The 21,116-nt window shown below is 70.4% G+C and carries 16 protein-coding genes; 6 read left to right on the forward strand and 10 right to left on the reverse strand.

Going from position 1 to position 21,116, the window contains the following annotated elements:
• Positions 1-72: 72 nt before the first annotated feature.
• The 5 genes from ACQY4O_RS01025 to ACQY4O_RS01045 form a co-directional block, all read right to left on the reverse strand.
• The gene (locus ACQY4O_RS01025) at positions 73-1,008 is read right to left on the reverse strand and encodes a hemolysin family protein (protein ID WP_428378065.1); all 936 of its coding nucleotides are present in this window, start codon (positions 1,006-1,008) and stop codon (positions 73-75) included.
• A gap of 5 nt (positions 1,009-1,013) precedes the next feature.
• Positions 1,014-1,538 carry an rRNA maturation RNase YbeY gene (ybeY, locus tag ACQY4O_RS01030; RefSeq protein ID WP_428374394.1) on the reverse strand — a complete coding sequence of 175 codons (525 nt, stop codon included), beginning with the start codon at positions 1,536-1,538 and terminating at the stop codon, positions 1,014-1,016.
• The gene (locus tag ACQY4O_RS01035) at positions 1,522-2,589 is read right to left on the reverse strand and encodes a PhoH family protein (RefSeq protein ID WP_428378066.1); all 1,068 of its coding nucleotides are present in this window, start codon (positions 2,587-2,589) and stop codon (positions 1,522-1,524) included. The genes ybeY and ACQY4O_RS01035 overlap by 17 nt, the downstream gene beginning before the upstream one ends.
• 104 nt (positions 2,590-2,693) lie before the next feature.
• Entirely contained in the window at positions 2,694-4,085 is a 1,392-nt protein-coding gene (miaB, locus tag ACQY4O_RS01040; protein ID WP_428374395.1) for a tRNA (N6-isopentenyl adenosine(37)-C2)-methylthiotransferase MiaB, read from the reverse strand.
• Positions 4,086-4,285: 200 nt separating this feature from the next.
• Positions 4,286-5,455 (reverse strand): lysophospholipid acyltransferase family protein, encoded by a 1,170-nt coding sequence (locus ACQY4O_RS01045; RefSeq protein ID WP_428374396.1) that lies wholly within the window; start codon positions 5,453-5,455, stop codon positions 4,286-4,288.
• A gap of 166 nt (positions 5,456-5,621) precedes the next feature.
• Between ACQY4O_RS01045 and ACQY4O_RS01050 the strand changes: the two genes are divergently transcribed.
• Entirely contained in the window at positions 5,622-7,466 is a 1,845-nt protein-coding gene (locus tag ACQY4O_RS01050; protein ID WP_428374397.1) for an autotransporter assembly complex protein TamA, read from the forward strand.
• The gene (locus ACQY4O_RS01055) at positions 7,466-11,644 is read left to right on the forward strand and encodes a translocation/assembly module TamB domain-containing protein (RefSeq protein ID WP_428374398.1); all 4,179 of its coding nucleotides are present in this window, start codon (positions 7,466-7,468) and stop codon (positions 11,642-11,644) included. Before ACQY4O_RS01050 ends, ACQY4O_RS01055 begins: the two co-directional genes overlap by 1 nt.
• A 181-nt stretch (positions 11,645-11,825) precedes the next feature.
• On the opposite strand, the gene ACQY4O_RS01060 is transcribed toward ACQY4O_RS01055, so the two are convergent.
• From ACQY4O_RS01060 to ACQY4O_RS01070, 3 genes are read right to left on the reverse strand one after another with little or no spacing between them, the layout of a single operon-like run.
• Positions 11,826-12,275, reverse strand: a complete 450-nt coding sequence (locus ACQY4O_RS01060) for a CreA family protein (RefSeq protein WP_428374399.1) — start codon at positions 12,273-12,275, stop codon at positions 11,826-11,828.
• 23 nt (positions 12,276-12,298) lie between these two features.
• Positions 12,299-13,060 carry a TIGR00266 family protein gene (locus ACQY4O_RS01065; protein ID WP_428374400.1) on the reverse strand — a complete coding sequence of 254 codons (762 nt, stop codon included), beginning with the start codon at positions 13,058-13,060 and terminating at the stop codon, positions 12,299-12,301.
• A gap of 2 nt (positions 13,061-13,062) precedes the next feature.
• Positions 13,063-15,075, reverse strand: a complete 2,013-nt coding sequence (locus ACQY4O_RS01070) for a M1 family metallopeptidase (protein WP_428374401.1) — start codon at positions 15,073-15,075, stop codon at positions 13,063-13,065.
• 170 nt (positions 15,076-15,245) lie between these two features.
• On the opposite strand from ACQY4O_RS01070, the gene mbfA reads away from it, so the two are divergent.
• The 3 genes from mbfA (at position 15,246) to ACQY4O_RS01085 (ending at position 17,789) form a co-directional block, all read left to right on the forward strand.
• Complete coding sequence (gene mbfA / locus ACQY4O_RS01075; RefSeq protein ID WP_428374402.1) at positions 15,246-16,202, forward strand: iron exporter MbfA; 957 nt, start codon at positions 15,246-15,248, stop codon at positions 16,200-16,202.
• Between the two features lie 44 nt (positions 16,203-16,246).
• A complete protein-coding gene (locus tag ACQY4O_RS01080; protein WP_428374403.1) occupies positions 16,247-17,341 on the forward strand; it encodes a catalase family protein in 1,095 nt (364 codons plus the stop codon).
• A gap of 238 nt (positions 17,342-17,579) precedes the next feature.
• Positions 17,580-17,789, forward strand: a complete 210-nt coding sequence (locus tag ACQY4O_RS01085; RefSeq protein WP_428374404.1) for a hypothetical protein — start codon at positions 17,580-17,582, stop codon at positions 17,787-17,789.
• 129 nt (positions 17,790-17,918) lie between these two features.
• Here the strand turns inward: ACQY4O_RS01085 and ACQY4O_RS01090 are convergent, their stop codons facing one another.
• A complete protein-coding gene (locus ACQY4O_RS01090) occupies positions 17,919-19,610 on the reverse strand; it encodes a tetratricopeptide repeat protein (protein WP_428374405.1) in 1,692 nt (563 codons plus the stop codon).
• Between the two features lie 7 nt (positions 19,611-19,617).
• Entirely contained in the window at positions 19,618-19,980 is a 363-nt protein-coding gene (locus ACQY4O_RS01095; RefSeq protein WP_428374406.1) for a response regulator, read from the reverse strand.
• Between the two features lie 126 nt (positions 19,981-20,106).
• On the opposite strand from ACQY4O_RS01095, the gene ACQY4O_RS01100 reads away from it, so the two are divergent.
• Positions 20,107-21,087, forward strand: coding sequence for a sterol desaturase family protein (locus ACQY4O_RS01100; protein WP_428374407.1), 981 nt, complete (start codon positions 20,107-20,109; stop codon positions 21,085-21,087).
• Positions 21,088-21,116 lie beyond the last annotated feature (29 nt).

Raw genomic sequence — 21,116 nt, forward strand, 5'->3', positions numbered from 1 at the left:
TACGCAATCGTTTCCAGAAAGTGACGATAAACAGATGGCCAGCGCTTGTCGCGCGCGATCCTTCGGCGGCCGTCAGACCTGCCGTGCGCCGGCTGCATCGGCGCCGGCCGCATCCGCGTGCGGCGACGGCGCCTCCGGCAGCCGCACCCTGACCCGCCTGATGTGCCGGGCGTCCGCATCGAGCACCCGGAACTCGATGCCGCCCGCATGGGTCAGGATCTCGCCACGCGTCGGCACGTGGCCGGCCAGCATGAAGACCAGGCCGCCAACCGTCTCGATGTCGCTGTCGCGCTCGTCCTCGGTCAGCACCGGTCCGAGACGCGCCTCGAACTCGTCGATCTCGAGGCGCGCATCGACGTCGAAGGTGCCGTCATGCCGCTCGACCAGCATCACCACGGCCGGCTCGTCATGCTCGTCGGCGATGTCGCCGACGATGGTCTCGACCAGGTCCTCGATGGTCAGCAGGCCGTCGATGCCGCCATATTCGTCGACCACCAGGGCAAGATGGATGCGTCGCTGGCGCATCTGCAGCAACAGGTCGAGCACCGGCATCTGCGGCGCGATCATCAGCGGCTGGCGCAGGATCAATCGCAGCTGGAAGCTGGCCGGATCACCGGAAAACGCCAGCAGGTCCTTGATGTGCACCATGCCGAGGATGTCGTCGAGCTGCTCGCCATAGACCGGCAGGCGCGAGTGGTTCTCGCGCCGCAGGAAGGTCAGCGCCTCGTCCAGGGTGGTCGCGGCGGCCATCGCGACGATATCGGCGCGCGGCACCATGACGTCGTCCGCGGTGATGCCGCGCAGGCGCAGCACGTTGGCGATCAGCGCGCGCTCCTGCCGGTCGAGCTCCGGCGGCTCGCCGCCGGATTGCGGCGCCTCGGCCGCCTCCTGCACCAGGGCGGCGATCGAGGAGCGCAGCCGCCCCTGCTCGACCCGCCGGCGCCCGAAGAACGAGATCAGTCCGCGCCGTGGCGATGGCGGCGCCTGCTCGGGCACGCCGTCCGGCATCTGGCTCACCGCGGCCCCGTCCCGCCGGGTACCGGCCTCGGCTTCCAGGGGTTCGGGACGCGGAGCCGGTGCAGGATGCGGGCTTCGCGCATCTCCATGCGACGCGCCTCGCCCGCCAGATGATGGTCGTGGCCGCGTAGGTGCAGCGCCCCATGCACGACAAGGTGCGCCAGATGGTGCGCCGGGCGCCGCGTCGCGGACAACGCCTCGCGCCGGACCGTCTCCAGCGCCAGCACGATATCGCCTCCCGGCATGCCCGCAGGCGTCTCGAAGGTCAGCACGTTGGTGGGCCTGTTGCGGCCGCGATGGCGCGCGTTCAGGTGGCGGACGCGCAGGTCGCGGTCCAGCACGACCGATCCGGCGCCTCCCGCGGCGGCGGCGGCCCGGCGCGCGATCCGCTCGGCGCCCGGCACCAGCCTGCGCCAGCGCGCATCGATGACGATAATCTCGGGGGCGCCCGCCGGGATCTCGGCGGCCTCGCAGTCTGCTGATTTCGCTCCCGCGAGGGAGGATCTACTTCGAGGTTCCATTGTGCTCCCGGCGCGTCCTGCTGCGGGAATCCCGCTCGGCCGCCGCCCGCTGGTCATAGGCATCCACAATACGCGCCACCAGCGGATGCCGCACCACATCTCTGCTCTCGAAGCGCGCAATGCCGATCCCGGGCAGCCCTTCCAGCGTCTCCACCGCCTCGCGCAGGCCGCTGGTCACCCCGTGCGGCAGGTCGATCTGGCTCAGGTCGCCGGTGATCACCATGCGGCTGCCCGAGCCGAGCCGCGTCAGGAACATCTTCATCTGGGCGGCCGTGGTGTTCTGCGCCTCGTCTAGGATGACAAAGGCATGTGCCAGCGTGCGCCCGCGCATGAAGGCGAGCGGCGCCACCTCGATCTCGCCGGCGGTCATGCGTCGCACCACCTGGTCGCCCGGCATCATGTCGTGCAGCGCGTCATACAGAGGTCGCAGGTACGGGTCGATCTTCTCCTTGAGGTCGCCCGGCAGGAAGCCGAGCCGCTCACCCGCCTCGACCGCCGGCCTGGAGAGCACGATGCGGTCGACCTGCCCGGCCAGCAGCATCGCCACCGCCTGCGCCACCGCGAGGTAGGTCTTGCCGGTGCCGGCCGGCCCGATGCCGAACACCATCTCGTGGCCGGTCAGCATTTCCATGTAGCCGGCCTGGCCCGGCGAGCGCGGGCTGATCGCGCCGCGCTTGGTGCGTATCGCCGGCAGGTCGCTGAACGGCAGCCGCGGGTCGTTGTCGGCGGCCGGCGCGAACAGGCCCGAGGCGCTGCGTAGCGACGTTGCGCGCTCGTTGCCACTTCCAGGGGGACCACTCCCAGCGGGCGCCCGGCGCAGGTCGAGCACGTCGCCGTGCCGGCCGGACATGCGGATCGCGGCGTCCACCTCGGCACTGTCGACGCTGCCGCCCTCCTCGATCCGCCGGTACAGCGTGGTGATGGCCGAGCGCGCCAGCGCCACGCGTCCCGGGTCGCCGGAGATGGCGATGCGGTTGCCGCGGCATGACAGCCGCACGCCCAGCCCCTGCTCGAGCCGGACCAGATGCCGGTCATGGTCGCCGAGCAGCATGGCCAATCGGGCATTGTCGCTGAATTGCAGGGTGGCATTCCGGGCGCCGGGGGCCAGGGCGGCCGGCTCGGATTGGGTGTGCAGGGGTGCAGCTGACAGATCGCTCAAGCGCAGGCTCTCTCCCGTAAGAGTGTTCCGGTCAGTGAATTGGTGCGCATCGCCTCGATCGTCACCATGGCCTGGGTGCCGATCAGGGTTTCGGGGCCGGCGGCGTGCACGGCCTGCAGCCAGGGCGAGCGGCCGCCGATCTGGCCCGGGTAGCGGCCGCGGCCGGTGAACAGCACCGGGACGCGCGTCCCGACGCTGGCCGCATTGAAGCCGTCCTGCTGCTCGCGGATGAGCGCCTGCAGCCGCTGCAGGCGTTCGTCCTTGATGGCCTCCGGCGCCGCATGGCCGGCGCCCGCGGCCGGCGTGCCCGGCCTGGGCGAGTATTTGAAGGAGAAGGCCTGCGCGAAGCCGATATCGCGCACCAGGGCGAGCGTCGCGTCGAAATCCGCCTCGGTCTCGCCGGGATGGCCCACGATGAAATCCGACGACAGCGCGAGGTCGGCGCGCGCCCGGCGCAGCCGGTCCACCAGGGCGCGATACGACGCGGCGTCATGGCCGCGACGCATCGCCGCCAGCATGCGGTCGGAGCCGGACTGGACCGGCAGGTGCAGGAACGGCATCAGCGCCGGCAGGCTGCCATGCGCCGCGATCAGCGCCTCGTCCATGTCGCGCGGGTGCGAGGTCGTGTAGCGCAGGCGGGCGAGGCCGGGGATGTCCGAGAGCGCGCGCAGCAGCCGGGCGAGGCTCCAGATGCGCCCGTCCGGACCCTCGCCGTGATAGGCATTCACGTTCTGGCCGAGCAGCGTGATCTCGCGCACGCCCTGTCGTGCCATCAGGCGGGCTTCCGCCAGCACCGAGACCGCCGGGCGGCTGGCTTCGGCGCCGCGCGTGTACGGCACCACGCAGAACGAGCAGAACTTGTCGCAGCCTTCCTGCACGGTGAGGAAGGCGGTGACGCCGCCTGGGAGCTGCGGGCCGGTCGCGTCGGGCAGGAAGTCGAATTTCTGCTCGGCGGGGAAATCGGTCTCGATCACGGCGCCTGCGGCACGCGCCGCGCGCGCCACCATCTCGGGCAGCCGGTGGTAGGTCTGCGGGCCGAGCACGATGTCGACATAGGGCGCGCGGGCCAGGATCTCGCGCCCCTCCGCCTGCGCCACGCAGCCGGCGACGGCGAGGATGGTGTCCTGCCCGGCCTCGGCGCGCGCCTGCTTGATTGCGCGCAGGCGCCCGAGTTCGGAAAACACCTTCTCGGCCGCGCGGTCGCGGATATGGCAGGTATTGAGGATCACCATGTCCGCCGTCGCGGCGCTCTCGGCCGGCGCATAGCCGAGCGGGCGCAGCACGTCGGCCATGCGCGCGCTGTCATAGACGTTCATCTGGCAGCCCCACGTGATGATGTGGAGCAGCTTCGGTGCGGCGGCGGGAGCGGGCAGGGAAGTGGCATTCATCTGAGCAGCGGTCCGGCAGCGGACGGGTCAATCCCGTTCTCTGCCGGAGCAATCCGGGTTGACCGCTCAGAGGTCAAGGGCGGCTCATTTCGTCATGCGGGGCGTCATGCTGGCGAAGCGGTCGCGGGCAAACCAACGCACGGCGGCATCCGACGGCAGGTCATGCGATGGCTGGTTTCCTGGGCCCGGGTTCGGAACGATCAGGCAAAGGAAGCCGTGGGTTTGTCAAGCACGGAATGCCCGGGGCGGAGGGATCGGCCGGCCTGCCGGTCCGCCGCGGCGGCGACCGGGCGGGGCGAGGCCCCGGGTGCCGGCACCGAAACCGGCACCGGGCGATTCTGGCGCAGCTCCGCGGCGCCGGCGGCCACCGCGTTCCAGGTTGCCTGGGCCAGTGCCTTGCGCGTCGGGAAGTCCGCCGGATCGAGCGGGGCATGCAGCAGGATGGTCGCGCGCATCGTCCGCCACTGCGCCAGCTGCCAGAAATGCGACGCCAGATCCATGTCGCCATACCAGGAGAACACCGGCCGGCGGGCATGGTTGACCGGCAACCCCGCCAGGCGGTCATAGACCACAGAGACCGGCTGCACGAGCGGACGGATCGCGTTCGCGGCCTGCAGGCCGGAGGGCTTGGCGGCGGCGAAGAACGAGGAATGGAAGGCGAGCACCCGTGCGCCGTCCGAACTGGTGCCCTCGGGGAACAGGATCAGGTCGTCGCCGGCGCCGAGCCGGTGGCGCATCGCGTCGCGCTCACGTCCGGTGGTGCCGCGCTGGCGGCTGACGAAGATGGTGCGGCCCAGGCGGGCGACCTGGCCCACCACCGGCCAGTGGCTGACATCGTCCTTGGAGACGAAGCAGGCCAGCAGCCGGCCGCCCAGCACCGGCACGTCGAGCCAGGAGGAATGGTTGGAGGCATAGACGACAGGCCGCTCGCCGACCTTGCCGGCCGCCTCGCCCAGCACCCGCACCTGCAGTCCGAGCAGGCGGCACACGACGCTCCAGTAGGTCCGCGCGAAGCCGGCCTTGCCGCGTCCCGGCATGCCGAGCAGCGCCGACTGCACCACGCCGCAGAACCCGGTCCAGGCGATGATGACGATCCCGCGCCGGATGACCCGGATGCGCCGCAGGATGCGCCGGGCGGGCGGCAGCCGGGCCGGATGATCGCCCGGATGGTCGAAGCTCGGCGGCGTGCCGATCCGCGTGCCCGGTCCCGCTACCCCGAGCTGGGGCGCCGGGAGTCGGGGTGTCCGGAGTTGGGGCGCCAGGAGCTGGGGCGCCAGGAGGTCGGGGACACCGTTCTGCCCGGATCGCCGGCCGAGCCGGCGTGGAATGGCCTGCATCGGCTCGACATAGCCCGAAGCCCGGAGGGCCACAATCTGCCGGGCCGGGCGCGCCCGCCTGCGATATCGTCTAGGATGACTGCTGGTATCGCTTGCGCCGGGTCATCCGGAACCGGCAGGTTCCGGCTTCCTCTGCAGTCGAGATACGATCCTGCCTGCCTGCCGCTTCCGAGACCTCGCAAGGATCGCCCTGCTGCCGATGGCAGGCTCGCTGTGCCTGCAGCCGGCCCTGGCCGCCGATCCGCAACCCTACAAGACCACCATCGCCAAGACCGGCAATGCGGCGCTCGATGCGGCGCTGTCGGCCTCCTCGAGCCTGCTCGCGCTGCAGAAGCTGCATCCGGTGGGACCCTTCGCCCTGTCCGGTCGGGCACGTGCCGACTACGCGCGCCTGCGCACCGCCCTGGAGAGCTTCGGCTACTATGCCGGCACCGTCACGATCAGCGTCGCCGGCCATCCGGGCGACGATCCGGGGTTGCCCGACGCGCTGGCCGCAATCCCCAAGGGGCAGACCGCCCCGATCCGGCTCTCCTTCACGCTGGGTGCGCAATTCACCCTCGGCCGCGTGACCCTCGACGATCCGGACCACGAGGCGCTGGCGCCGGCCGCCCGCAAGGCGTTCGGCCTCGCATCCGGGCAGCCGGCCATCGCCGCCGACGTGCTGGCGGCGCAGGGGCGGCTGCTCGGCGCGCTGCGCGAGGACGGGCATGCGCTCGCCGAAGTCGCGCCGCCGGTCACCATCCTGCGGCAGCACGAGCGGACCATCGACGTCGCCTACAGCGTGCATGAAGGGCCGCGGGTCGATATCGGCACCATCAGCCTGGACGGGCTGAAACGGGTCAACGAGGAGTTCATCCGCCGTCGGCTGCTGCTGCATCCGGGGCAGCTCTACCAGCCCAGCGCCATCGAGGCGGCGCGGCAGGACCTCGCTTCGGTGGGCGTGTTCTCGGATGTCGCGGTGCGCACCGGTCTGGGTCCTGACGGGAAGCAGCTGCAGCCGGACGGCCGCATCCCGCTGGTGTTCGACTTCACCGAGGGTGCGCGCCACACCGTCTCGGCGCAGGTCGGCTATTCGACCGATCTCGGTGGCAGCGCCGGTGTCACCTGGACGCACCACAACCTGTTCGGCAATGCCGAGCAGCTCGACCTCACGGCGCTCGTCACCGGCCTCGGCGGCTCGGCGGAGCAGGGGCTCGGCTACGATGTCTATGCCAACCTCAACAAGCCGGACTTCTGGCATCGCGACCAGAGCCTGGTGGTGCGCGTCGAGGGCCTCAAGCAGGACCTGGAGGCCTACGACCAGACCGCCCTGCTGGTGCGCGTGGGTCTCAACCGCAAGCTGTCGACGCACTGGAGTGTCGCCGCCGGCATCGGCGCCGAGCAGGAGCAGATCATCCAGGAGGGGGTCACCCGCGACTACACGCTGGCCTCGATCCCGCTGAGCGCCAGCTTCGACAGTACCGATCTCGCCAATCCGCTCGATCCCGCGACGCACGGCATACGCGCCTCGCTCGGCGCGGCGCCCACGGAATCGTTCGTGAACGGCAGCGCCTTCTTCACCATCCTGCAGGCCACCGGCGCCACCTACTACGACCTCGCCCACCTCGGACTGACCAGTCCCGGCCGCAGCGTGATTGCGGTGCGCGCCACCGTCGGCAGCGTGCAGGGCGCCTCGACCTTTGAGCTGCCGCCGGACCAGCGCCTCTATGCGGGCGGCAGCTCCACCGTCCGCGGCTTCAAGTACCAGGGGGTCGGACCGCAGTTCCCGGACGGCAATCCGGTCGGCGGCACCGCGCTCGATGCGGCGAGCTTCGAGTTCCGCCAGCGCCTGTTCAAGAGCTTCGGGGCGGCGGCGTTCGTGGATGCCGGGCAGGTCGCCAGCAACTCGGCGCCGTTCGAGGGCACGCTGCGGGTGGGTGCCGGCGTCGGCGCCCGCTACTACACCCCGATCGGGCCGATCCGGCTCGATGTCGCGGTGCCGCTGAACAAGCCGCCCGGCGGCGACAGCTTCGAGCTCTATATCGGCCTCGGAGAGACGTTTTGATGGCCGACGCAAACCCCGCGAGCGGCCGCCGCCTGCGCCGCATCGTGCTCTGGCTCGCCGGGCTGCTGGTCGCGGCACCGCTGGCGCTCATCGCGCTCGCCCTCGCGGTGCTGCTGGTCGGTGCCAATACCGGCCCCGGCCGTCGCCTGATCGAGCAGCAGGCGGCGTCGCTGAGCGGCGGCCTGGTGACGCTGACCGGCCTCGGTGGCCGCTTCCCGGACGAGCTCCGCGTCGCCCATGTCGAGGTGCACGACCATCTCGGCACCTGGCTCACGCTGGACGGCATCCGGCTCGACTGGCATCCGCTGGCGCTGCTCGGCCGCAGCGCCCGCATCGACCTCGCCTCGATCGACCGCATCGCGGTGGCGCGCAAACCGGTGCCGGACCCGAACGCGAAGCCAGCACCGCCCGCGAAGTCCGGCGGCAGCTCGGTCCCGAACTTCGCCATCGACCTGCGCGCCCTGCATGTCGGCGCGCTGGAGGTGGCGGCTCCGGTGACCGGGTTCGCGGCCGATGTGGGCATAGACGGGCATGTGCAGGTGGCCGGGATCGCGCCGCTGCTGTCAGGCGTCTCGGTGGCGACGTTGCCGGACAGCGACATCGCACTCGACGTGCGGCGCCTGGATCATCCGGGCGCGGTCTCGCTCACCACCGTGACGACGGCCGACCGGCTCGGGCTGCACCTGCGCGCCGACGACCCGCAGGGTGGCATGGTGGCGGCACTCGCGGCCTTGCCGATGCTCGATCCGCTGACCCTGTCGCTCGATCTCGACGGCCCGCGCAACGCCAGCGCGGTCGATCTTGCGCTGCATGCCGGGCCGGTCACGCTGGCAGCGCGCGGCACCGCCGACCTGCTGACCCGGCATTTCGACCTGCGCACCACCGGGCGGGCGCCGGCGATGGCGCCGCGTCCGGGGATCGCCTGGAACGGGCTGTCGCTGGATGCGCATGTGTCCGGCACGCCGACCGCGCCGGCGGGAAGCGGCCGGCTGGTGCTCGACAACCTGACGGCACCCCGCGTCGGGCTGAGCCGCCTCACCGCGGACTTCACCGGCGAGGCCCCGAACGCCGAGAAGGGGGGTGGTGCGGCCATCGGACCCGCCACGCTGCATGCGGTGCTGGACGGGCTGCGCATCCCCGGCCCGCGTCCGGCCCTGCTGGCGCAGTCGCCGGTGATCCTCGATGCCACCCTGCATGACGAGCAGCCGGGGCGTCCGGTCGATTTGACCATCTTCCACGACCTCGCGCAGATCCGGGGCCGCGTCTTCCTGGCCCCCGCGCTGCACGGCCATCTCGGCATCACCCTGCCGCAGCTCGCACCCCTGGCCGAGATGGGCGGCGTCGCACTCGACGGCCATGCCGCGATCGGCGCCGATTTCGAGCAGCGGGCCGGCGCCGAGATCCTGGGCCTGGGCGGCACGGTGGCCATCACCGGCGGCCAGCCGCAGGCGGTCGGGCTGATCGGCCAGGCCGGCCGGATCGCGCTCACCGCCTCGCTCGCCGGCCAGACCGTGCGCGTGTACGGCCTCACCGTGGATGGAAGCGCGCTGCATCTGGACGCATCCGGCTCCGACCTCGCCAGCATCCTCGACCTGCACGCCAGCCTGCGCCTGCCCGACCTGCAGGCGGCGCTGCCGACCCTGCGCGGCACGCTCGGGCTGCAAGCCGGCGTGCATGGTCCGCTCGACGATCTCGCGGCCTCGGTGCGCGCCGACGGCGATGTCGGCTCCAACATCATCCCGCAAGGGCCGCTGCGGCTGGCGCTCGATGCCACCCACCTGCCGAAGGCGCCCGAGGGCCGGATCACCCTGGACGGCACGCTCGACAGCGCGCCGCTGACGCTGGCGGCCAACGTGGCGCGGTCGGCGGCGGGCGCCACCCACGTGACGCTGGACCGGCTCGGCTGGAAGAGTGCCACCGGCCGCGCCGACATGACGCTGCCGGCGGGTGCGAGGCTGCCGCTCGGCACGCTCGACATACGCATGACCCGCCTGGCCGATCTCAGCCGGATCGCCGGCCAGGCGATCAGCGGCAGCCTCAAGGCGCTCATCCAGACGCAACAGCCGCCCGGCCAGCCGCATCCTGTGGCGCGCGTCGATCTGTCGGGTTCGCTCGGCGCCAAGGCGGCGCATGTCGGGCAACTGGCGCTGCGCGGCACGGTGGTCGATCCGGCCGGCAGCCCGGACATCGACCTTGCGCTGCGCGCCGACCAGATCGCGGCCAGCGGCATCACCGGCCATGCCCGGATGACCGCGAAGGGGCCGCAGACGGCGCTGGGCGTGGTGCTCGGGGGCGCCTTCGAGCATGTCGCGGGTGCCCCCGCCAGCATCGATACCGCACTCATCCTGGACCTGCCCGGAAAGCATGTGCAGGTGACGCGCCTGGCCGCGACGGCGAAGGGCGAGGCGCTGCGGCTGCTCGGACCGGCGCGGATCGGCTTCGGGGCGCCGATCGCGGTCGACCATCTGCGCGCTTCGCTGGCGGCCGCCGGCGGCATGGGGGCGCCGGCCCTGCTCGACATTGCCGGCCAGGTCAGCCCGCGGCTCGATCTCACCGCCTCGCTGGCTAATGTCACGCCCGCCCTGGCAAAGCCGTTCGCCCCGAGCCTGGATGCGACCGGCGTGATCGCGCTGCAGGCGCGGCTGACCGGTAGCACCGCCAGGCCGAGCGGCACCGTCACGCTCACCGCTCGCAACCTGCATCTGCGCACCGGTCCCGGCGCCTCGCTGCCGCCGGGCACACTCGATGCCAGGGCGGTGCTCGCCGCCGGAGCCGCCCGGATCGCAGCAAGGCTCGATGCCGGCCGGCAGATCGCGCTGGCGCTGGACGGCACCGCGCCGGTCAGCGCCGCCGGCGCGCTCGGCCTGCGTGCCCGCGGCAATATCGACCTGGCGGTGGCCAACGCGGTGCTGGGGGCGGAGGGACGCCAGGCCGGCGGCGAGCTGGCCCTCGATTTGGGCGTCAGCGGCACCGTGCAGGCGCCGCGGCTGGATGGCACCATCCGGCTGGACCACGGCCAGATCCAGGATTTCGCACAGGGCGTGCGGCTGACCGACATCGCGGCGCTGATCGCCGCACGCGGCCAGAGCATCAGCATCGAGCGTTTCGTGGCGCATGCCGGCGACGGCACGCTGGAGGCCTCGGGCACCGTCGGCGCGCTGCTGCCCGGGCTGCCGGTCGACCTGCACCTGACTGCGCATCACGCGCGTCCGCTGGCGAGCGACCTGCTGACCGCGGTGCTGGATATGGACATCACCGCCAAGGGGCAGGCGCAGTCTCGCCTGGACATCGCCGGCACGGTGACCATCGACAGCGCGTCCATCAACATCCCGAACAGCCTGCCGGCCTCGGTGGCGACGCTCGACGTGATCCGGCCCGGCGAGACCCCGCCGCCGCCGGCGAGTGCCGCCGGCAGCCGGGTCATCGGGCTCGACATGGCGGTGAACTCGCCCGGCCAGATCTTCGTGCGCGGGCACGGGCTGGACGCGGAGATGGCCGGCCGCCTGCATGTCGGCGGCACCACCACGGCGCCGCAGGTCAGCGGCGGCTTCGACATGCGGCGCGGCACCTTCAGCCTGGCCGGCGTGACGCTCACCTTCACCCGGGGGCGCGTCGGCTTCAACGGCGCCGGGGTGACCAACGCGATCGACCCGTCGCTGGACTTCACCGCGGAGAGCTTCGTGGACGCCGATGTGGCAAAGCTCAACATCGGCGGCTATGCGTCGGCGCCGAAGATCACGCTGTCCTCGAACCCGCCCTTGCCGCAGGACCAGGTGCTGGCGCTGATCCTGTTCCAGCAGACCACGACCAAGCTGAGCACGACGCAGCTTGCGAGCCTGGCCGCGGCGCTGGCCGAACTGAGCGGCGGCGGCAGCGGCGGCGGCGTGCTGGATACCGTGCGCGGCACCCTCGGGCTGGACCGGCTGTCGATCGGCAGCGGCGGCGCCAACACCTCCGGTGCGAGCGTGGAGGCCGGCAAGTATGTGGCAAAGGGCGTCTATGTCGGCGCGCGGCAGGCCACGTCCGGCTCGGGCACCCAGGCGCAGGTGCAGATCGACCTGACCCGGCGCCTCAAGCTCGACACGGTGGTCGGCACCGGCGGCCAGGTCACCGGCACCACCACGCCGGAGAACGATCCGGGCAGCAGTGTGGGGTTGAAGTACCAGTTCCAGTATTGAAGTTGCTGAAACACCAAGGCCAGGGCGCTGCCCTGGTCCCGCTGGGGCCTTAGGCCCCAGACCCCGATCCTTATTAAGGAATTGCAAAGGCGAGCCTTTGCTGGGGTCCAGGGGCGAAGCCCTTGGCCTTCACTCGTTGCGCTCCAGAAAACTCAGGTCCGAGTTTTTCAGCAGGCCGCCCTCATGGCGCGTCGAGCGGCACCGCCGTGATGCTGTTGTACGGGCTGCCGCCGGTGGTCATCGCCTTGGTGGACCAGACCAGGTACAGCAGGACCCGCTTCTGCGCGTCATAGAGGCGGGTCACCCGGATCACCTTGAAGAAGAAACTGCTGCGCTCGTCGAAGACGACCTCGCTGGGCGGCAGCTCGCCATGCACCACCGGGTGGCCGGTCGACCGGCAGGCGATCGAGAACCGGCTCGGGTCGGTGGCGAGGCCGAGCGAGCCGCGCACGCCACCGGTCTCGGCATGCGACATGTAGCACGACACGCCCTCGACACGCGGATCGTCATAGCGGTCGACCACGATCTGGTCGTTGCGGCCGAGCAGGCGGAAGGTGGTGCTGACCGCGCCGATCCGGGTCTGGTCGGCCTGCGCCGGCGGACTGGCGATCCCGCCCGCCAGGACTAGCATCGTTGCGAGAAGCCGGTAACGCATCATTCGAACACCTTGCGTATGAGTTGGCCGGCGATGCCCGCAGCCGCACCGGCCTCGGCACCTGCCACGGGACCGGCGCCGCCGAGGTAGGGCGACAGCGCGTGCGCGAGGTTGGGCAGGGTCAGGGTCTGCAGCCAGATCCGGCCCGGTCCGGTCAGCCGGGCCAGGAAGAAGCCGTCGCCGCCGAACAGCTTGTTGCGTATTCCGGGCAGCATGGTGATCTCGAACCGCACGCTGTCCTCGAACATGCCGATATGGCCGGGATGCACGTCGATCTGTTCGCCGGAGCCCAGCGTGTGGCTGACGATCTCGCCGCCGAGTTCCACCCAGAAGCGGCCCTGGCCCGCGACCTGCTGCAGCAGGAAGCCGTCGCCGCCGAAGATGCCCGCACCCAGCGAACGCTGCAGCGCCACCGACAGCGCGATGCCCGCCGTGCCGCACAGGAAGCCGTGCCGGTGCACCAGATAGGAGCGGCCGGGCTGCACCGCATGTTCCTCGATATGGCCGGGGATTTTCGCGGCGAGGGCGACGAAGCCGGGACCGCCCTCGGCGACATACTCGGTCATGAACAGGCCGCCGCCGCCGAGCGAGCGCTTTATGGCACCAAGGAAGCCACCGGCCCCGCCGCCGCCGATGCCGGTGCGCAGGCTCACATTCGGGCTTTTCCAGGACAGCTCGCCGGTCTCCGACAGCAGCACCTCGCCTGGATCGAGACTGACATTCAGCACGGGCAGGATCGTGCCGATGATGCTGGACTGCATGATCAGTGCCCCGTTTCTTGTGTGTGGGCGGCAGGCGAGGACGAAACCGGCTGGATCGGCCGGTTCAGGGCGTTGTTGGACCGGTCGATGTCGGGCAGCACATGGTCGGGATCGATCACGGCGCCGACGATACGCGCCGCGCCGGCGACACTGACGGTCGCCTGCGGCCCCTGCTGCCAGATCTCGGCCGGGATGCGCACCCGCCGGCTGCTGCCGTCGGCGTAAGTCACCTGCAGCGTGGCGGGCAGCACCAGGCCGCCTTTGCTGACCAGGGTGACGCTGCCACTCTGCGCGTCGATCGCGGCCACGCCCAGATCCAGCGGCCAATTGCGGGCAAACCAGCCGCGCCAGAACCAGGACAGATCCTCGCCGCCCTCGCTGTCCATCGTGCGAAAGAAATCCGACGGCGACGGATGCTTGTAGGCCCACAAGGCGATGTAGCGCCGGAACGCGGCATCGAAACGCGGCGCGCCCAGGATCTGCTCGCGCAGCAGCCGCAGCCCGAGCGCCGCCTTGAAATACTGCACGGTGTGGCTCCACCGGTACGGTACCAGGTCCGCCTCGTCGAGGATGGTCGGTGCGTCCGGTCGCAGCAGCAGCGGCACGATCTCGTCCACCGGATTGCCGCCGCCCGGCGCATATTCGGAATCGCGTTTCGGCGCGAACTCGCCGTGGTTGAAGTCGTCCGACGCGTAGGTGTCGATGAAGGTGTTGAACCCCTCGTCCATGAAGGCCGCGCGACGCTCGTTCGAGCCGACGAGCATCGGGAACCAGCTGTGCCCGATCTCGTGCGTGGTGACCCAGAACAGCTTCTTGCCGGCATCCGCGATGCCGTCGAAGACGATGCCGGGATACTCCATGTTGGCGCCGTGGCCGGCCATGTTGATGGCGTTCGGCCAGGGATAGGGGAACCACTTGGACGAGAAGTAGTCGATCGCGTTGCGCACATATTCGGTGGAGCGGGCCCAGTGCCCGTCTCCCGCTGCCTCCACCGGATAGACCGACATGGCGAGACGCGGCTGGCCGGCGATGTCGGGCAGGTCGAGATGCGCCGCGTCCCACACGAAGGCGGCGGATGCGGCGAACGCGACATCGCGTGTGTTGTGCATGAGGAAATGCCAGATGCGGGTGCCGGATGCTGCCGGCTTGCCGGATCCGGCGTTCGCCTCCTGGGGTGTGCGGATCATCAGCGTCCGGTCGCTGTGCCCGGCGCGGGCGAGCCGTTGCCGCTGCAGCGACGACAGCACCTCGCCCGGGTTCTGCAGCGCGCCGGACCCGACGACGATGAAGTTCGCAGGCACGGTCAAGCGGTAGTCGATGTCGCCGTATTCGAGATAGAACTCGTTGCCGAGATAGGGCAGCGTGTCCCAGCCGCGCAGGTCGTCGTACACCGCCATGCGCGGGAACCATTGCGCGATCTCGTAGATGTCGCCGTTGCGCGTCGGCGTGACCGCGGTGCGGCCGCCCCACGGGCCCGGGATCGTGTAGTGCCAGCGTATGTGCAGGGCGATCGTGCCGCCGTGCGGCCTGAGCGCTTGGTGCAGGGTGACCCGCATGCGCGTATCGTCGACGAGGAACGCGAGCGGGCTGTCGCGGCCGCCCTGCTCGATCGAGACCGCCTCGATGACGTCACCCGCGGTGTGCTGGCGGCCGAAGTAGCGCGACACGAAGGCGGCGCGCGCATCGGCGCGATAGATGTTCTGGTCGAGTTGCACCCACAGGGCGTCGAGCGCATCGGGGCTGTTGTTGGTGTAGCGGATCACCTCGTCGCCCGAGAGGCTCTTCGTCGTCGTGTCGATTGCAGCGGCGATCCGGTAGTCGGCGCGGTTCTGCCAGTAGGCCGGCCCCGGCGCGCCGCTGGCAGAGCGATAGGCGTTGGCCGGGTAGAGCTGCTGGTAGGGCGCGAAGATGCTCGAAGCCGGAGGCGGCGCGGCCGCGCCGGCGGCCGTGGCCAGGACGAGAAGGCCTGCCACCGGAACGGCGGGGCAGCGGGGGATGCGCCGGGTCTTGATCATGCGGCATGGTTGACGCGTTTGCGCCAGGCGGCAAGCAGGCGCGGACGGCACGCCTCGTTCTTGTGGACTTGAGAATGCAAACGGCTCGCAGCAAGTAGTGGCCAATCAACAATCAGTATAGATCGACTGCCTCCTTTGACTTTGTTGCTGAACTGCGCTCAAAGCGACCCATGCGAATGTTCAAAGATCTGTCCGAGCGGGAAGTGCTCGCACTTGCCATCTCCAACGAGGAGGAGGACGGCCGCACTTATGTCGATTTCGCCAAAAGCCTGCGCGAGACGTATCCCGACAGCGCCCGCCTGTTCGACGACATGGCCGCCGAGGAAAACGGTCACCGGCGCGCGCTGATCGACCTGTTCGAGACACGCTTCGGCGACCACATCCCCGACATACGCCGGCGCGACATCAAGGGAGCGCCGTTGCCCAAGCCGGCCTGGCAGATCGTGCCCAAGGGCATTGCGGTCATCAGGCGCCAGGCCCGGCAGATGGAGGCCGATGCGAGCCGGTTCTATCTGCAGGCGGCGGCGCGCTCCTCGGATCCGGCGATCCGTCGCCTGCTCGGCGACCTGGCGGCGGCCGAGGCGGAGCACGTGCAGACCGCCGGCCACATCGAGGAGACCCGCCTGCCCGGCGAGGTGCGCGAACGCGAGGACGAGGATGCCCGCAAGCGCTTCGTCCTGCAGGTGATCCAGCCCGGACTGGTCGGGCTGATGGACGGCTCGGTCTCCACCCTGGCCCCGGTGTTCGCCGCCGCCTTTGCCACCCACGATCCGCACAAGGCCTTCCTGGTCGGCCTCGCCGCCAGCGTCGGCGCCGGCATCAGCATGGGGTTCGCCGAGGCGCTCGCCGATGACGGCAAGCTGTCCGGGCGCGGCACGCCGATGGTGCGCGGCGTGGTCTGCGGATTGATGACCGTCGCCGGCGGCATCGGCCACACGCTGCCGTACCTGATCCCGCGATTCTGGACCGCCACCGCGATCGCCGGCGTCGTCGTGGTGATCGAGCTTGCGATCATCGCCTGGATCCAGTTCCGCTTCATGGAGACGCCGCCCTTCTCGGCGGCTGCCAAGGTGATGCTGGGCGGCGCGCTGGTGCTGGCTGCCGGGGTCGCGATCGGCAACGGCTGAGGCCGGCCGGCGTTGACGTCGGGAGTTCACCGACAGGAGGTCCCATGTCCGGACAGATGCCGCTGCCAAACCCCCCCGTGCGCTTCGCGCCCGCGATGGAAGTGCCGGCGGGGAACGAGGCGGAGATCAACCGGGCCCTGATCGACACCATGGGCAAGATCAGCCAGACCACGCTGGAGCATTCCGGCCATGCCACACGCAGCGTCCATGCCAAGAGCCATGGCGTGCTGCGCGGCGAGTTCACCGTGCTGGACGCACTCCCGCCGGCCCTGGCCCAGGGTCTGTTCGCGTCGCCCGGCCGCTATGACGCCATCCTGCGGTTCTCGACGATACCGGGCGACATCCTCGACGACAGTGTCTCCACGCCGCGCGGCCTGGCGGTGAAGCTCGTCGGCGTGCCGGGAGCCCGCCTGACGGGCAGCGAGGCGGACAGCACGCAGGACTTCATCATGGTCAACGGGCCGGCCTTCACCGCGCCGACGCCGGAGAAATTCCTCGGCAGCCTCAAGACGCTGGCCGCGACCACCGACCATGCGGAGGGCCTGAAGAAGGTGGTCTCCGCGGTGGCGCGCGGCGCCGAGGCGGTGATCGAGGCGTTCGGGGGGAAGAGTGCGACCATCACCACGATGGGTGGACAGAAGCAGACCCACATCCTCGGCGAGACCTTCTATTCCCAGGTGCCGATCCTGTACGGCGATCACATCGCCAAGGTCTCGCTCGTCCCGGTCGGCGACCTTGCGACACTTACGGGCGCGCCGATCCATACCGCTGACGATCCGAACGCCCTGCGCACCGCGGTCTCGCAGCATTACGCCACCAGTGGCGGCGAGTGGGAGTTCCGCGTGCAGCTCTGCACCGACCTCGAGACGATGCCGATCGAGGACGCCTCGGTGGTCTGGCCCGAGGATCAGAGCCCGTATGTCACGGTCGCTACCCTGCGAACCGCGGCGCAGGAATCCTGGAGCCCCGAAGCCGTTGCCGCCTATGACGAGGGGTTGTCTTTCAGCCCGTGGCACGGGCTGGCCGCGCACCGGCCCCTGGGCGGGGTGATGCGGGCACGCAACAGCACCTATGTCAGTTCCGCGGAGTTCCGCTCGCGCCATAACGGCTGCCCGATCCACGAGCCGAAATCACTCTGACCGCGCCATGTGGTCGAAACCGCCATCACGCGGCGCCAGCGGCCACTTATCGCGACCGCTGACCAACCAACTGTCCCGGTCGGATCGGCTTGATCTGGAATGTTTAGCAATCACAATAGGTTAAGCGTGCCAGGAAGGCTGGCATGACCTCTGCAACGCTGGTGGCATGGAGGCCAACGGGGCTTCCGGGCAGCAGAGGAACCCGGCCATGACCATACTCAGCATGACTTCCGCCAGCATGACGTCCCGCACCAGCGTCAGCGACGATGTCCGTGCCATGGTGCCACCGTCGCTCGCGGCGTTGCCGAGCGTTTTCGCGTCCGCGATCGACCGTGCAACCGGGCGCGTCAACGACTGGGCGCTCGACCATCTGCTGGACGCCGCCGGCGGCCTGTCGCTGGCCCTCCTGCCGGTCTCGTTCCTGGCCTGGATGTTCATCACGCGCTGAGAGCCTGTTTGCAAACGCCTGCTGCTGGCGATCCGACGCGTCTTTCCTGCGCTCCACTGCTCACGGCCAGACGGCCGCTGCGCTGCGGTGCTCGGAAAGTCACGCCGGGCGCGGCCTTGCAGGCCGCTCTCATCCAGCATCCGGCGTTTTCAAACAGGCTCTACGAGCCTCGGCGTTGCGCGCCGCGAGCATCGGCAGCAGCCGCTCGACGACGCCGCTCCAGTCGCCTGGACGGCTCTGCCGGATGATCCGAACCGTCGGATACCAGGGGCTGTCCTCGCGGCCATGCAGCCAGCGCCAGCAATTGTCCCAGCGGTCCAGCAGGATCGTGGGCCGCCCCAGCGCGCCGGCGAGATGCACGACGGCGGTATCGACCGTCACGATGAGATCGAGGCCCATCATCAGCCCGGCGGTGTCGTCGAGATCGCGGACCTGCGGCATCGGGTTGCGGATAGCGAGCCCGGGCGGCGGCGCATCGAGCTCCGCCTCATACGGTCCCTTCTGCAGGCTGACCCACTCGACGCCGCCGAGTGCTGCGAGCGGCGCCAGCGCCGCAAGGCCGATGCTGCGGCGGCGGTCGATGCCGGCTGCCACCGGATCGTGCGAGCGCGGCGCCCCGCCCCAGGCCAGACCGATCCGGCGCGGTGCAAGCGAGGCGGCGGGCGAGACGGGGGGTGGCAGCAGGGCGCGCATCGCCGCCACCCGGTCCGGATCGGCCTGCAGGTAGGGCGCCGGCTGGCCGAACGCCTCCGGCGTGCCGGAGAACGCGCGCGGCAGGCTGATGAACGGGCAGTGCCAGTCGAAGCCGATCCGCGGGACGTCGCCGCTCAGGACCTCGGCGACCCCCTCCACGCGGGCCGCCAGCCGGCGCAGCGCCTCCGGAACCCAGAGCACCATTTTCGCGCCGCGCCGGGCCAGCAGCGGCACGTAGCGCAGGTACATCAGGCTGTCACCGAGACCCTCCTCCTGCGTCACCAGCACCGTGCGGCCGGAGAGGTCGCGCAGGGATGACAGGTTCGGCAGCATCCGCTCGCGCGGCAGGTCGGTGTGGCCCGGCAGCGCCAGGCGCCATTCATGCTCCGCCCAGCCCTGCGTCATGCGCCCGGCCTTGAGCAGGCAGATCGAGTGGTTGAGCCGGATCTGCGCCTCGTTCGGCCGCAGCCGGATGGCGCGGTGGTAGCTCGAGAGCGCGTCCCCGAACAGGCCTTCGTTGGCGAGCGCGCAGCCGAGATTGGCCCAGGCGGTATGGTTCGCCGGATTGGTCGCGACCACGTCGCGGAACAGGCCGAGCGCTTGCTGGGTCTGTCCGAGTGCCGCCTTGACGATGCCGAGCTGGTTCATCGTGGAGAGGTCGCGGGGCCGCACCTGCAGGCACTGGAGCAGCACCGCCTCGGCCTCCTCCGGCCGGTGCCAGGCGGCGACGAACGCGCCGAAGGCCAGCAGCAGGCGTGGCTCGTCCGGCGTCAGCCGCAGGGCGGCGCGAAACAGCGGCTCCGCCTCCCGGCCGCGCTGCTGGCCGGACAGCAGGGTGGCGAAATCCTGCACCGGATGCAGGGCCTGCGGCGTCTCGCCCGCGATCCGGCACAGCAGCAGGGCGGCCGCCTCGGTGTCGCCCGCGCCGGCACGCGCCAGCCCGTGCAGCAACCGGCCTTCGATGTCCGCCTCGATCGCGAACGGGCCGGTCAGCGCCGCAGCATTCGCGAAGCGCCCGGCATGCAGCGCCTCGAGGGCGGCGAGCAGGATGTCGCGCCGGTCGCCATCGACCAAGGGTCGCCGGTCGTTCGACGACCCGGCTGCCGACGCCCCCGCTTCAGGCGCCATCCCCGCTTCAGGCGCCATCAAGGATCTGGCGCACCCGGGCCGACAGCGCGATCGGCGAGTATGGCTTGTTGACGTAGATGTTGAGCGGATCCGGGTCCGGCCGGCTCTGGGACTGTCCGCTCATGAAGATCACCGGCAGGCCGGGCTTCTGCTCGCGCACCTTGCCTGCCAGCGTCTTGCCGTCGATGCCGCCGGGCAGCTGGATGTCGGTCAGCATCAGGGCGATCCCCGCCTCCGAGGCCAGCAGCGCCAGCGCGCTGTCGCCATCCTCGGCCTCGACGACCTCGAAGCCATCATCGGTCAGGACCTCGGCGAGCGTCATGCGTATCAGGAACTCGTCCTCGACGAGCAGCAGGCGATGGGCGGCCATGAAGTCCCTGCGAGTCCGATCCGAGTGCCATGCAACTCGCGATGTTCCAATGCCAATCGTGAAAGCGGTCAAGCCAGGATCGCAACCGGGCTGCGACGCGCACGCGATCGTGCTAACCAGGCCGGCATGATCGACCCGTTTGCCTGGATCGCCGGCTGGATCCACGAGACCTTCCTGATCCCGGTCCTGTGGCGGCTGGGCTGGATGCAGTGGGAGGACGTCTCCTTCATGTGGGCGCTGTTCGCCGTCTATGGCGTGCTGCAGGTGGCGATCAACTGCGCCATCTGCATGCCGCTGGAGGCATGGTGGCCGTTGCAGCGCTTCCCGCGCGATCCCGGGCGCCACGGTCTCGGCCGATATCGGGCGGTGACGATGGACATACTCTACACCGTGCTGGCGCGGATCGGCATCTTCCCGCTGGTCAGCTTCTTCGCCTTCTACCAGGTGCAGACCTGGATCAACGGCAGCCTCGCCGACCACGGCATCGTGCCGCCGACGCTGGAGACGCTGGTGCCGGCGCTGATGGGCATGCCGGTGCTGAGCTTCTTCATCTACGCTGTCCTGCTGGATTTCGCCGACTACTGGCGGCACCGCTTCTCGCACAGCTTCGGCTGGTGGTACGGACTGCATGCCGTGCACCATGCGCAGCGGCAGATGACCTTCTGGTCGGACGACCGCAACCATGTGCTGGACGACGCCATCTCCTATGTCTGGTTCATTGCCGCCGGCCTGCTGATCGGCGTGCCGCCGATGCAGTTCCCGCTGCTGGTGCTGAGCCTGCGGCTGGTCGAGAGCCTGTCGCACGCCAACACCCGGATCGGCTTCGGCTGGTTGGGCGAGCGGCTGCTGATCTCGCCGCAGTTCCATCGCGCGCATCATGGGCTTCGGGCCGCGGGTCGCAACTCCTGCAACTTTGGCGGCGTGTTCCCGTGGTGGGACATGATGCTCGGCACCGCCGACTTCAGGCACGATGTCGTGCAGACCGGCGACCTGCAGGCGGGCGAGGCGATGGCGACCGGCGGCTGGTGGGCGCAGCAGAGCGCCGGACTTGTTCTCGCCTGGCGACTGGCACGGCGTCGCCGACCGCAGCGGGTCGCGGCCGAGTAGGCAACCGCGCCGGTCCGTTGCGCGTCTGC

The sequence above is a fragment of the Lichenicoccus sp. genome (assembly GCF_965277665.1).
Lineage (GTDB): Bacteria > Pseudomonadota > Alphaproteobacteria > Acetobacterales > Acetobacteraceae > Lichenicoccus.